The 13,308-nt window shown below is 47.6% G+C and carries 9 protein-coding genes; 4 read left to right on the top strand and 5 right to left on the bottom strand.

Translation table 11 applies throughout. The features are described from left to right. Positions 1-478: 478 nt before the first annotated feature. The 3 genes from AWB54_RS14415 to AWB54_RS14405 all read right to left on the bottom strand — a co-directional run bounded on the left by AWB54_RS14415 (position 479) and on the right by AWB54_RS14405 (position 5,675). Positions 479-1,885, bottom strand: a complete 1,407-nt coding sequence (locus AWB54_RS14415; protein WP_235811199.1) for an aldehyde dehydrogenase — start codon at positions 1,883-1,885, stop codon at positions 479-481. A 47-nt stretch (positions 1,886-1,932) separates the two neighbouring features. Beyond that, the gene (gene hydF, locus AWB54_RS14410; RefSeq protein WP_061215298.1) at positions 1,933-3,141 is read right to left on the bottom strand and encodes a [FeFe] hydrogenase H-cluster maturation GTPase HydF; all 1,209 of its coding nucleotides are present in this window, start codon (positions 3,139-3,141) and stop codon (positions 1,933-1,935) included. A 74-nt stretch (positions 3,142-3,215) separates the two neighbouring features. Then, positions 3,216-5,675, bottom strand: coding sequence for a hemoblobin-interacting domain-containing protein (locus tag AWB54_RS14405; protein WP_061215297.1), 2,460 nt, complete (start codon positions 5,673-5,675; stop codon positions 3,216-3,218). 393 nt (positions 5,676-6,068) lie between these two features. On the opposite strand from AWB54_RS14405, the gene AWB54_RS14395 reads away from it, so the two are divergent. From AWB54_RS14395 to AWB54_RS14380, 4 genes are all read left to right on the top strand, one after another. Beyond that, positions 6,069-6,893 (top strand): amino acid ABC transporter substrate-binding protein, encoded by an 825-nt coding sequence (locus tag AWB54_RS14395; protein WP_061215295.1) that lies wholly within the window; start codon positions 6,069-6,071, stop codon positions 6,891-6,893. Between the two features lie 203 nt (positions 6,894-7,096). Continuing rightward, complete coding sequence (locus tag AWB54_RS14390; protein ID WP_061215294.1) at positions 7,097-7,738, top strand: amino acid ABC transporter permease; 642 nt, start codon at positions 7,097-7,099, stop codon at positions 7,736-7,738. A 39-nt stretch (positions 7,739-7,777) separates the two neighbouring features. Continuing rightward, positions 7,778-8,545: an amino acid ABC transporter ATP-binding protein gene (locus AWB54_RS14385; RefSeq protein ID WP_061215293.1), complete on the top strand. Its 768-nt coding sequence runs from the start codon at positions 7,778-7,780 to the stop codon at positions 8,543-8,545. A 254-nt stretch (positions 8,546-8,799) separates the two neighbouring features. Continuing rightward, entirely contained in the window at positions 8,800-10,206 is a 1,407-nt protein-coding gene (locus AWB54_RS14380; protein ID WP_061215292.1) for an MATE family efflux transporter, read from the top strand. A 169-nt stretch (positions 10,207-10,375) separates the two neighbouring features. Here AWB54_RS14380 and AWB54_RS14375 read toward each other — a convergent pair whose 3' ends face one another. Both AWB54_RS14375 and AWB54_RS14370 read right to left on the bottom strand, forming a co-directional pair. Further along, positions 10,376-10,951, bottom strand: coding sequence for a hypothetical protein (locus AWB54_RS14375; RefSeq protein ID WP_061215291.1), 576 nt, complete (start codon positions 10,949-10,951; stop codon positions 10,376-10,378). Between the two features lie 238 nt (positions 10,952-11,189). Beyond that, positions 11,190-12,809: a dicarboxylate/amino acid:cation symporter gene (locus AWB54_RS14370; RefSeq protein ID WP_061215299.1), complete on the bottom strand. Its 1,620-nt coding sequence runs from the start codon at positions 12,807-12,809 to the stop codon at positions 11,190-11,192. Positions 12,810-13,308: the final 499 nt, after the last annotated feature.

Genomic DNA, 13,308 nt, shown 5'->3' with positions numbered 1-13,308 from the left:
AAAAACCCCTTTTGTTGCATGAGGGTTGCATAAATATACAAAGCGAGCGTTGGCGAAGCATGGATGCAACACCCGGCGAAGGCGAGCAGGCGAAAGGGGGCGAGCGACAGGACGTCGCGAGAGCGCTTCACCCTGCGGGTACTCCTGGTGTTCCACCCTGCGGGTGTCACTATTAAGGTTGCTGACCAGGATGGGAGATTAGCGCGGCACCCCTTGAGCCACGAGACAAGCCGCAGGTGTTGCCCATGCGAAGACTGCGAGCGGTATATTTATGCAAGCTAATGCATATTTATAACTTTTTGCAGTGACATCATACTTGCATATTATTTAAAGCATCGAAAGAAACTGCGGAGCAGTTTCAACACACCGCTGCAACGAGGTGGGGGGTTTGGGGTATCAGGCGCCGGAAATGAAAAGATGTACCCGATTGCGGGGGGATAGTCGCCCGAAAGGGGAGAAACCGTTTCCTGCATATTCATTAAGCTTGGAGAATTCTGAGCAGTTTTTTTAAGGCTTGAAGAGGTATTCTATAGGGCGGATATTTCAGGGGGATATCGAATGACAAGCTTTGTTGCAAAACGCTTTTTTTATGGGAAAAAAGCTCGAAAGAAGCCTGCCCGTGATAACTGCCCATACCGCTTTCCCCTACCCCGCCAAAAGGCAGGTAAGGACTGGAGATGTGGCTCAAGGTGTCATTTATGCAGACACCTCCGGAGCTGCTCTGCTTTAAAACCTGCTCCTGCCGTTTCCGGTTGCGAGAGAAAAAATACAGGGCGAGGGGTTTGGGCCGTTCATTGACGAATTGGATAGCTTCCTCCAAGTCCCCGAATTCCAGCACCGGCAAGAGGGGACCAAATATTTCTTCCTGCAGCAATGGGCTATCGGACGCTATGCGGTCCATTATGGTAGGGGCAATATAGCGCTCCTCCCGCACAGCCTCGCCGCCGTAGAGGATGCGCCCGTCAGCCAGCAGAGCCTCCAGTCGCTGAAAATGTCCTGCACTGATGATACGAGCATAATCGGGGCTATGGCGAGGATTAGCACCGTAGAATTTCAACAAGACTTCCCCCATTTTTTTCAACAGGGGCTCCTTTATCTCCCGCTGCAACAGCAGGTAGTCGGGGGCCACGCAAGTCTGGCCGGCATTCAAGAACTTGCCCCAGATAATGCGGCGGGCTGTGTACTCGATATTGATATCCTGATCCACCAGGCAAGGACTTTTCCCTCCCAATTCCAGGGTGACCGGCGTAAGCCGGCGGGCAGCGGCCTGCATCACCAGTTTTCCCACCGCCGAACCGCCGGTGAAGAAAATGTGGTCAAAGGGCTGCTCCAGCAGTTCGCTGCTCATCTCTGCCCCACCTTCCAACACTGCGATGTATTCCTCGGGAAAGCTATCCTGGATAAGGGCCTGCAGGACTGCAGAGCTGTGCGGGGCTAATTCGGAAGGTTTGATCACCGTACAATTGCCGGCAGCCATCGCTCCCAGCAGGGGAGCCAAGGCCAGGTACACCGGATAATTCCAGGGACTGATAATCAGCACCTGACCCAGAGGTTCCGGATAGATCAGGCTTCTGGCCCCCGGGTACAAGCAGGGTGTTCTTACTTTTCGGGCTTGCACCCAGACAGGCAGGTGTTTCATGATATAGGCCAGTTCAGCTCGAAGCAGCCCTACTTCAGTCATATAGGCTTCCTGCCGGCATTTGCCCAGATCCAACTCCAGAGCCCGCAGTAGTTCATTCTCGCACTTATCAATTGCCCGCTCCAGCTGGCGAAGTTGTTGCATACGAAAAGCCAGTTCCCGGCCGGCACCGCTCTGAAAGAAGGCCTGCTGTTTTTTTATTACTTCTGTGGACACAGATCGATATTCATTTGGGGTCATAGTCATAAGATTATCCCCCGCTTTCCACAAACTTAAATCCGGTCTTTTCTTGCTTAAAGAACTGCCCGGGCCTGGGGGAAAGGCTGCAAGGCCCGTTCCAGAATGCCATTTACAAAAGCCAGCAAAACCCCGTAGTTAACAATAGGCACCCCGCTGTCCCGGGCCATATCTATCCGGTGGAGCATCTGCCGCCGGTTGATCATGCAGGCACCGCAGTGCACTACCAGCTTAAACTGCTCTAGATTCTCCGGGTAGCCGCTGCCGCTGTACCAGTGGAAGTTAAGTTCTCCCCCCACATAGCGGTTCAGCCAGCGCGGTATTTGTACCCTCCCGATATCATCATCCTGGGCATGGTGGGTACAGGCCTCGGCTATCAAGACCTCATCGCCGGGGCGCAGCTTTTCGATGGCTTTGGCTCCTCGTACCAGCTCCAGGAGGTCTCCTTTGAAGCGAGCAAAAAGTATGGAAAAAGAAGTAAGCATTACATCATCCGGGGTCTGTGGCGCCACTTTCCCAAAGACCTGGGAATCGGTAATGAGCAGCCGTGGTTTTTTCGCTAATCCTTCCAGGGCTTCGCGCAGCTTATCTTCCTTGACCACCATGGCCGTGGCATTCTTGTCCAGTATATCACGGATGGTCTGCACCTGGGGCAATATGAGCCGCCCCTTGGGAGCGGCCATGTCCAGGGGAACTACCAGCAGGCAGATATCCCCGGGCTCGATGAGATCCCCCACTATATGGGCTTCTTCAAAATGGGCCGGGGCCCGCTCAATAATCCGTTCTTTTAATAATTCTATCCCTTCCCCGCTGCGGGAGCTTACCGCTACCAGGGACAGCCCCAGCTGCTTTTCCAGGCTTTTTTGGTCAACTCCGCCCTGATCTATTTTGTTTAAAACCCCGATGAGCGCTATCTTCCTGCTCTGGATTTCCTGTTTCAGTTCCTGCTCGAACTCACTTATGCCCAGAGCCGGGTCAATTACCAGCAAGGCCAAATCCGTCTGGTTCAGCACCTCCCGGCTTTTCTTTATCCGCAGTTCCCCCAGGTAACCTTCATCGTCAATGCCGGCGGTATCGATTATCATGCAGGGACCAACGGGCAGTATCTCCATAGCCTTGAAAACCGGATCGGTAGTAGTTCCCGGCACCTCTGAAACCAGGGCTATTTCCTGCCGGGTCAGGGCGTTTATCAAACTGGATTTTCCGGCATTGCGCCGGCCAAATATAGCTATATGCAAACGATTGGCTTTGGGAGTATCCTGCATCTTCTCGCTCCTTTCGCTGTTCCAGCAAAAAAGAATCCCATCCGGCATTTTCCTGGCAAGAACCGCAAGTGCTTTTAACCGGCCAATTTCAAGGATTTGGCTATTACCATGGCAGCTTCGGCCCGGCTCGCATTGGCACGGGGACGGAAGCTGTTGTCCGGATAACCGGAAATAATGCTATGTGCGCTGGCCACAGCTACAGCTTTCCTGGCCCAGGCGGAAACCTGATCGGCATCAGCAAAAATTTTATTATCCCCAAGTCCTGCCAATTGACCGGCATTAACCACCATTACTGCCATCTGTTCCCTGGTAATGGATTCATCCGGAGCAAAAATGCTTTCGCTGCAGCCGCTTACTATTCCACCGGCAGCTGCCGCAGCTATGGCCTCCTTGGCCCAGTGCTGGGCGGTATCGTCAAACACTTTGCCATCCTTGACATTCAGCTTCAGGGCCTTGACCAGAATGCTGGTAAACTCTGCCCGGGTAATATTCTGCTCGGGCTTGAAGCTTCCGTCGGGATAGCCTCCGATAGCTGCGGAAGCCAGTAGTTCCTCAATGGCTTTCTGGGCCCAGTGTCCCTGGATATCGCTTAGTTTGACTACTTTACTATTCTCAATTGCTTTCTGTTCCGGGACGGTTGCCTTTTCCGCAGCTATAACCGCAAACTTGGTAAAATGTTTGGTCTGGCCACTAACCTGGCCTGTGGCCAGGTCTACTTTGATATTGGACAGGGGAAGCCATTTATTTGCCTTCTCATCCAGATAACAGATCCGGATATCATATTTGTTGCTATCTACTTTGGTCTTATCAAAACTGAGAGTAATGCTTACTGCTTTCTTAAACTCTCCGCTCTTATCTTTTTCTATCTCTACTACATCACTGATAAGTTTGCTCTTCTCCGCCAGGGGTAGTTGTGAAACATCCGCTACTTTTCTTACCTTTACCTTGAAATCCTGGTCAAAAGCCGCTGCCGGAATATCGATTCTGGCACCCTGCTCGTTAATAGTAGCGGCTTCCTGACCATATGACTTTTCATCTGCTGGAACAGCTGCTCCTCCCCCTGCTGTTGTGCCCGATGTGCTGAATTCGAAGCTCTGTTTGCTGCCCAGGGTGCTGCCGTTATTAGCCTCAATGCCTGCTTCCAGTTCCACTACATAAGCGGTGCCTGGTTTCAGGTTGTTAAACATAAGTTCAAGCCGGCGCAATTTAACGGCGTCATTTCCTGAGCCTTGTTTTATATAATTATAGTTGGAGTGTTTAACTTCAGTACCGCTGGCTTTTTCATAGACTCGAATCTTGTTCAGATTGCTGCTCAAGGTTTTGTCCATACCGTTGCCAAAGTCAAACTGCAAAAGGGTATCGCTCGGTGCAAGCTTTGCCTGGTTAAAGCTAAGAACAGTAAGGCCGCCAGGAGTTCCGCTGCCTGCTCCCCCACCGCTGCCGTCACCACTGCCACCGCCGCTATTGTTGCCATCACCACTGCCGCCACCACCATTGGCGCTTGGCTGCATTATTTTTTGCTCTAATTGGATATCGTTATAGCCGGCAGCTTTTACTACTATAATATAACTACGGGCTTCGTTGAATACTTCCGCATTAATTGTAATCTTGCCTTCATTTATACTGTACTTGGCGTTTGCCGATTGTCCATCGATACTTACATCAGAAATAGCCGTCCTCCAGGCAATATCATCACTAAAGGTGATATCAATGGCCTGGCCGATGGTATTATTCGTCAAATCGGCGGTTAAAACTGGCGGATCAATCTGCGTTACAGCTTCTAAAATAGTTTGAACTACTGTAGCATCTGTGTATCCCGGAGCTTTTACTACAATACTATAATCCCCGCTGGTAAGAAACACATCTGCATCTATACTTAATCTACCTTCCTCAATCCTATATTTACCTCTAATCGAGGAATCATTTACTTTTACATTACTTACCTTGTCTCTCCACAATGAATCATCCACAAAAGTAATATCAATGACATTGCCCCGCAGATTATCACTGCTATCAGCAATTAAGCTTGGAGCCTGAGAGGGTTCTCCTATTTGGATGCTAAAGCTTTCTACTGTTCCACCGTCGATGGATTTTAACTGTTTGGCCGGATCGCTACTTTTAACATAGTCAATAATAAGATTTTGCGCCCCGCTAGCTTTAGCCGCTAGTTCCAGCTTAATTTTCTCTGGGGTATTGGTTTTTACTACATTAGCAATAACAGCAGTATTACCATTAACCACTACCGTAAACTGCTCCTTCGTTCCGCTGGGGTCTGCCATCACCTTGTCAAAAGTAAGGCTGATATCCCCTTTGTTAGTTATTTCCGGAATAATCTCCGCCACCCAACCGCCAGTATCCAACTCTTCCGAAGCGGCTAACGACAGTTGCTCAGACGCCTGTACCTGAAAAATAGAGTTCTGGATATCCATAGCTTCTCCCCAAGATACCGGGAAAACAGTAAATAATAAAGACAAAACAAATAACCAGCCTACTCCCACAACCATTCGCAAATCTTTTAATCCCGTCAAACGCAATTCCCGTTCCCTCCTAAGCAAAACTCGCAAAATCCTCTTGCTTAATATATTCGTCTATAGCTACCAGGAATTCAAGCCCAATTATAACCAGGCGAAATATATATGTCCCCCGCATCCATAATAGTGAGCGAAGCGAACATCAGTGGTGCCCGCAGGGTGCTAAGCGGCTGGGCTCCTATTAATAAAGCAGGCGGCGGGTTATAATCCCCCGCCTCGTTGCAGCGCTGTGCTGAAACTGCTGCGCAGTTTCTTCCGCTGCTTAAACCAGGATCAAGCCCCGGGCCATGCCTGGCCATAGGGTTTTCACTTTATCCCCGGTTGTTTTGTTTACTTATCTGCCGTATTAAAGTAAAATAAGTTGAAGAATAATATATTTTGGGGAGGTAGAGAATTTTGAAACGAAAAGTTGCCTGGTTGATTCTGTTGTGTTTCTCCCTGGGGATGCTTTTGATGAGCGGATGTGCTGCCAAAACTCCAGCCCCGGAAAGCAGCGGCGATGATTCCTGGACTAAGATCAAGGACAAAGGCTACTTTGTGATGGGCCTGGACGATGCGTTCCCGCCCATGGGCTTCCGGGATGAAGCGAATGAAATTGTAGGTTTTGACATTGACCTGGCCAAGGAAGTGGCCCGGCGTCTGGGTGTGGAAGTCCAGTTCCAGTCCATAGTTTGGGATACCAAGAAAGAAGAACTGAACAGTGGCAATATTGATGTGGTATGGAATGGATTTACCATTAACGAGGAAAGGAAGAAGGACTTTCTCTTCTCCAAACCCTACATATCCGACCGGCAGATTATTGTGGTAAGGGCTGACTCGGATATTGCCGGCAAGGCGGACCTGGCGGGCAAAAAAATCGGCATTCAGGCTGCCAGCAGCGCCAATGAAGCAGTCGAGGCCGATAAGGAAACCTTCGAAGTGATTAAGGACAACTTGCTGCAGTTTGAGAGCAATGACCTGGCCCTGCGCGACCTCAAGGGAGGCGGGGTTGAAGCCGTAGTGGTTGATGAAGTGGTTGGTCGTTATTATCTTTCCAAACACCCCGGCGATTACAAGGTATTAAAAGATAATTTCGGCCTGGAAGATTTCGGGGTAGGTTTCCGCCTGGATGACAAGGCTTTCCACGCTGAAGTGGAAAAAGCTCTGGATGAAATGAAGGCAGATGGAACAGCCGCCAAAATTTCGGAGAAGTGGTTCGGAGAAGACATCATTAACAAATAGCCGTGAACAACTTGAATCTGATATAATTGAGCAGGACAGGCTAACAATTACTATTGTTAGCCTGTTGTTTAAGCAGTTTCAACGCAGCGCTGCAACAAGGCGGGGGATTAGAACCCACCGCCTGTTTTGTTAATAGGCGACCGCTTGGCGTGGGATGTATTTCGCCTCGTTATGTGTGCAAAGTAAGAGATAGAGGAGTCTTTATGGATTATATTATTATGCTGCTCCCATCCATGTTGAAGGGTTTGACCGTAACCCTGAAACTTTTCAGCATAACCTTGGTAATGGCTCTGCCCCTGGGGGTAATCATGGGTATGGCCCGCATTTCCAGTTTCAGCCCCCTGCGTTGGTTTATGGAATTCTATGTCTGGCTGTTTCGCGGAACTCCCTTGCTACTGCAGCTTTTGTTTATGTATTTTGGCTTGATGACCTTGGGTTTGCGGCCGGAACGGGAAATGGCCGCCTACCTCGCTTTTGTGTTGAACTATTCCGCTTATTTGGCCGAGATTTTTCGGGCTGGTATTCAATCCATAGATAGAGGGCAGTACGAGGCTGCTGACGTGCTGGGATTAAGCCGTTACCAGACCATGAAGAACATCATTTTGCCTCAGGTCTTCAAGCGAGTCTTGCCACCTATTGGCAATGAGGTTATTAACCTGGTAAAAGACACCGCCCTGGTCTATGTTCTGGCCATAAGCGAGCTATCGCGGGTAGCCCGGACTCATGTAATGCGGGATGATACTTTCATCCCATTTTTAATTGCGGCCATTTTCTACCTGATGATGACAGGCATGGTGCAGCGCTTTTTCAAATGGCTGGAGTTGCGCTACGATTATTTTCATTAGTCCAGCGGTTAAAATGTCAACATACGAGGAGAAACGGATATGTATATATTGCAAGCTATTGACATTCATAAAAATTTCGGCAGCCTGGGTGTTCTGCACGGGGTAACCTTGCAGGTGCAGAAAGGTGAGGTTATTGCCATCATCGGTCCCTCCGGTTCCGGGAAAAGTACCCTTCTGCGCTGCTTAAACCACCTGGAAAGGATCGATAGCGGCCGGATTGAAATCGAAGGGGAGACTATAGCCCAAAACAACAGCGAAGGCCAGGCGGTATACAGCAGCGAGGCGAAAATCACGCAAGCGCGCCGCAAAATGGGTATGGTGTTTCAGAATTTTAATCTCTTCCCCCATAAATCAGTGATGGAAAATTTGATAATGGCGCCGACCCGGGTTAAAAATATGGACAAGGCTGAGGCGGAAGAGAGCGCTCGCTTGCTCCTGGCCAAAGTAGGGCTCTCCCAGAAGGCAGACAATTATCCTTTTGAACTCTCGGGCGGGCAGCAGCAACGGGTGGCGATTGCCCGCGCCCTGGCTATGAATCCTGACATCATGTGCTTTGATGAACCCACCTCCGCCCTGGACCCGGAATTAACCGGAGAGGTGCTTATGGTTATGAAAGACCTGGCCCTGGAGGATATGACCATGGTAGTGGTTACCCACGAAATCGGCTTTGCCCGCGAGGTAGCCGACCGGGTAATCTTTATGGACGAGGGGGTAATCATGGAAGAAGGGCAGGCCGAAGAAGTCCTTCTGAATCCCCGGCAGGAAAGAACCAGCGCTTTCTTAAGCAAAGTCCTGATGGCCCGTTAAGAGAAATGACCATAAACAAATGCTCATGAATTTTATCTGTTGATTGCCTTTTATCAAAGAGAACTATCCTTTATACTAAAGGATAGTTCTCTTTTTTCACAGTTGACTCCACTGCAAAAACCCCTTTTGTTGTATAAGGGTTGCATAATATACAAAGCGAGCGTTGGCGAGCGGTATATTTATGCAAGCCAATGAATATTAATAATATTTTGCAATAGAATCACAGTTGAAAGAAAATTTGAAGGAGTTATCCGATGGATCGTTCCGCTAGAATGCGTAACCAGCATATAGGGAAACTACTGTGGAACTTTTCCCTGCCGACTATTGTCGGTATGCTGGTCAGTTCACTATATAATGTCATAGCCCGGATATTTGTGGGCCGGGGGATAGGGTCGCTGGCCATAGCAGCAACCACGGTGGCCTTTCCCATTATGATTTTGCTTATGGCCGTTTCTCTCTTAATTGGAGTAGGTGCCACCGCTTTGATTTCCCTTAAGCTGGGAGAGCAAAAGAAGGATGAAGCCGAGAAAGTAGCGGGAACTGCCATGACCATGTTAATCCTGTTGCCAGCAGCCCTGGCGCTGTTGTTCCTGTTGTTTGCGGAACCAATACTAATTAGTTTTGGAGCCAGTGCCGCTGTGCTTCCCTATGCCCGCGACTTCACCCAGATCATTATGCTGGGGTCGGTATTCGGCTCTATCAGTATGGGCATGAATAATTTCATCCGGGCGGAAGGTAATCCAGCCATGGCAATGTATACCCAGATACTGGGGGCAGTAGTAAGCGTAGCCTTAAACTATGTTTTTATATTTATCTTCCACTGGGGGATAAAGGGGTCCGCTCTGGCCACTATATTAGCCCAATTGATTTCAGCCATCTGGGTATTAAGCTATTTTTTCACCGGCAGGAGCCTGGTGAAAATTCACTGGAAAAACCTGAAGCCTGCCTGGCCGGTATTGAGCAGTATTATGGCTATTGGTTTTGCGCCTTTTGCTATGCAGACGGCCGCCTGTATCCAGCAGCTCATACTAAACCATACTTTGATGTTTTATGGCGGCGATCTGGCCCTGGCCGCTATCGGCATTGTAATGAGCATATCCATGCTGCTGGTTATGCCGGTACTGGGCTTGGGCCAAGGGGCGCAACCGATTATCGGCTATAATTACGGAGCCCGTCAATACCAACGGGTGCGGGAAACTTGGAAAACCGCGGTTTTGGCCGGTACGGGTATAGCAGTAGCGGGATATCTGGCTCTTCATATCTGGCCACTGCAATTAGTAGGCCTGTTTAGCAAGGGAGATACCGCCCTTACCACCATGACGGTTCATGCTATGTTAACTTTCTTTGCCCTGCTGCCGGTAGTGGGGTTTCAGGTTGTGAGTTCCATGTATTTTCAAGCCGTGGGCAAAGCCAGGCAGGCCGCAATCCTCAGCCTGTCAAGGCAATTTTTGATTTTTATTCCCCTGCTCCTGATTTTACCGCGTTTTTGGGGTATTGATGGGGTGTGGAGAACTGCTCCTATTGCTGATGGCCTGTCAGTAGCATTAACCGCTGGCTTTATCCTTTTTGAAATGAAGAAAATACGGCAGGAGGAAGCCCAGGAGCCCAGAGGAGGAGGAGGCGAAACCACTCCGTCTGGGACTTTCGAAAACCTGGCTTGAAGCTGATCGCCATAATATCTCAATGGAAACCGATCTTGCAACATTTTTTGTGAAGCAAGACTATGCCACCCTCAAAGAAGAGATAGACCGCTTTTTGACGGGAGTTCCGCCGGTTTTAATTGGCATACTGGGCGGCGCTGACTGGCTCAGTCCTGCATCCCCTGCATTATTATCTATAATATTTTGAGCGTTTTTTCTTTTGTCGCAATATATTTTGCTTTTCATTACCGGTTAGTACTTTTTCTGTCTCCTGTAGCTCGCTTATTTCATTTGTCTGGTCTTCCTCCAAGCTTGTTTCTTGTATTGCGGTATCTTCCGGTATTTCGCTTATCTCTGTCATTTCGGGCTGATCAGGCATTTCGGCATTCTCCTGTAACTCCGCTTTATCCTCCGTTTCAGGCTTATCGGGTGCTGTCGATGTTTCCGGCATCTCTTCTATTTCCGCTGTATTTTCTATTTTCATTTTCGGCATCTCTGCTGTTTCCGTTATCTCCGCTATTTCTGTTTCCTGGAGTTCAAGGGATTCTTTTTCTTCTATGCTTGGCGCTGGTTCATTTTCCACTGTTGCGGGATTTTCCGGCAGGTCTTGTGCTTTTTCTATGGTTCTCTCGTAAGGAATTGAACTAAGATGTGATTTTACCATAATAAAAGAATTACTACAGAATGGACAAACTTTGTCATTTGATAAGGGAGTAGTAAATTTGCTCCACTCTTTACAGGACTGGCATAACAACCAATATGCCATAAATATTGACTCCTTTCCTTAAAAGCTCGTGAAAAATCAATCATCATTTTAATAATATTTATGGCTATTAAATTATAATATTACCATGATTTATGCCAAAGAATGTGGAAAAAAAAGTAACGAGGCGGGGGATTAGAACCCGCCGCCTGTTCTGTTAATAGGAACCGACCGCTTAGCGGGGGACATATTTCACCTCGTTATAAACTGCTAATTGAAATGGACTGGAGAAAGACTCTTATTAGCATTTCTGGTTGTTGTAGACTATTACTCTTTTATCTTTCTCCCTCAGTCGCTGTTCCGTATGAAGCATACTGATGTTTATGGAAAACACATTGCCGGTGGTCATTAGATAATCAAAAAGCATAAAGAGGCTAGCTGCCATCGCCAATCCTTCGAGAGGGATAGTGAAGCGCTTAAAGATAATCGTAAAAAGAAAGATACCCATCCCCTGAACCGGGGGGACGGCTACGGACAAAATCACACAAAGCAGAACCATGGACACGACATCTGCCGCAGTGAAAGTGAGCGAATAAAAATTGCCTACAAACAATGTCATTAATAATAAGACCGGCACCACAAACGGTTTGGCAAACAGGGCCCCCACAGGAATGGAGAAGTTCGCCAGATAGTCACGAATCCCCTGTTTGTTACTGGCGATCATGCTATGGGGTGCAAAGGTGGCACTTGAACTGGCGGTGGATAATGCAATCAGCAGAACTGGCCCGATTGTCTTTATGTACTGTAGGGGATTTTGTTTTTCAATTAAGGCCACACTTAAGAGGCAAAGTAAAACAATAAGTAGAAAACATATGCATATAAGTACAACCACAGCGATAGAACTGAGAAGCACCCTGCCATCGCCGGACAACAACATGTCAAAAATGCAAATGAATATCACCCATGGCATCAGGGAACATATGGCATCCAACAAGGTAGAAAAAATTAAATTAGATTCGCTTACCACCTTGCTTATAACCGGAAAGCGTCCTTTATAGACCAGCATAGTAATACCGGTTATGACAGCCAGGAAAATGGTTTGCAAGGTGTTACCGTCCAAAAAGGACTGAAAGATGTTTGAAGGTATGATATCAAACAGCATTTTGGCGATTTGCGTCCAAATTTTTACTTCATTAACGCCCGTAGAAGCACCATTCTGCAGGGGGAAATAAATCATCCCTGCCAGTACGGCAATTACTGCCGACATTGCCGTCAGCCCCAAAAACCAGCTAAACAGGATACGGAAAATACGTTTCATCTGGGCGATATTCTCCATGTTAAAAATACTGGCAATCACCGACAGGAAGAGAAAAGGGATGACGATCGCATTCAACAAGCCGAAAAAAGCTTTACTCAAGGGGATCAATATTGAGGCGCTCAGGCCTGGCCCTAAAGACGGGGCGAAGCGGTTGACTATCAGCCCACAGATTATGGCAGCGGCAAGGGCGAAAATAATGAGAATAACCGGATTGGTTCCTTTTTCCTTGAGCGTAAAGGTAATGACATTGTATCCATTTTCATAGCTATAGGTAACGGTGGAAAGCCCAATTAGTATATTTTGACCAATGAAGCTGAATTCCGTTTCATCCTCTTCTTCATCAGATATGGCAAGAGGATTGGATTGTGCCCCTCTATACGATAATGACAGGGAAATGGTTTTAAAGCGTTTTCGCACATTGATCTGGAGAATATCGCCTTCGTTAGCAGTTTCCGTCCAGTACACCATCGTTTCTTCCGTAAAGAGTTGAGCTCGAACCATATCACGATCGGTGCATTTGTATTGTTTTAATATATCACGAACATAATCGCTGGCGCTTTCTATACTTGCTATCTCCAGCCTGAAATCTCTTTTGTCTTTCATTTTAAGTTGCACATCCTGCTTGCTCAATTTAAATCCCCGATAAGCCAAGGATTAGTTTTAATATTAACAGTATTAACCAAAAACAAAACACCTGCAACAGTTATTTGACCGCAAATATTAAATTTTTCCATAAGTTAGGGATTCGAGAGTCGCTTATAGTATTTGTCATGGATTTGTGACCATGGATGGGAGGTTAGCGCGTACCCCTTGAGCCGCGAGACAAGCCGCAGGTGTTGCCCATGCGAAGACTGCGAGCGGTATATTTATACAAGCTAATGAACATTAATAACTTTTTGCAATAGAATCAACTATTATTATTAATAAAAAAACATAACAGGCCGGTGGAGCATACTTGCCGGCCTGTCGTAATACAAAAAAAATATAAGGGGGTCAGATTAATAAAGGGTTGATAGGATAGTTATCCCATCCCAGAATCATTTAGACTAATTTATTGCTTCTCACCCAAATACGCATTTTTTCAGCTTCCTTAATGAGTTCA

The organism is Syntrophomonas wolfei subsp. methylbutyratica (assembly GCF_001570625.1).
Lineage (GTDB): Bacteria > Bacillota > Syntrophomonadia > Syntrophomonadales > Syntrophomonadaceae > Syntrophomonas > Syntrophomonas methylbutyratica.
Note: the sequence above shows the minus strand (reverse complement) of the source record. Positions and strands in the feature narration are given on the sequence as shown.

Bases quoted from the DNA above. Each gene is read 5' to 3' on its own strand.
- AWB54_RS14415 (WP_235811199.1), bottom strand. From the start codon at position 1,885: ATGACTATGACCCCAAATGAATATCGATCTGTGTCCACAGAAGTAATA.
- hydF (WP_061215298.1), bottom strand. From the start codon at position 3,141: ATGCAGGATACTCCCAAAGCCAATCGTTTGCATATAGCTATATTTGGC.
- AWB54_RS14390 (WP_061215294.1), top strand. From the start codon at position 7,097: ATGGATTATATTATTATGCTGCTCCCATCCATGTTGAAGGGTTTGACC.
- AWB54_RS14385 (WP_061215293.1), top strand. From the start codon at position 7,778: ATGTATATATTGCAAGCTATTGACATTCATAAAAATTTCGGCAGCCTG.
- AWB54_RS14380 (WP_061215292.1), top strand. From the start codon at position 8,800: ATGGATCGTTCCGCTAGAATGCGTAACCAGCATATAGGGAAACTACTG.
- AWB54_RS14375 (WP_061215291.1), bottom strand. From the start codon at position 10,951: ATGGCATATTGGTTGTTATGCCAGTCCTGTAAAGAGTGGAGCAAATTT.
- AWB54_RS14370 (WP_061215299.1), bottom strand. From the start codon at position 12,809: ATGAAAGACAAAAGAGATTTCAGGCTGGAGATAGCAAGTATAGAAAGC.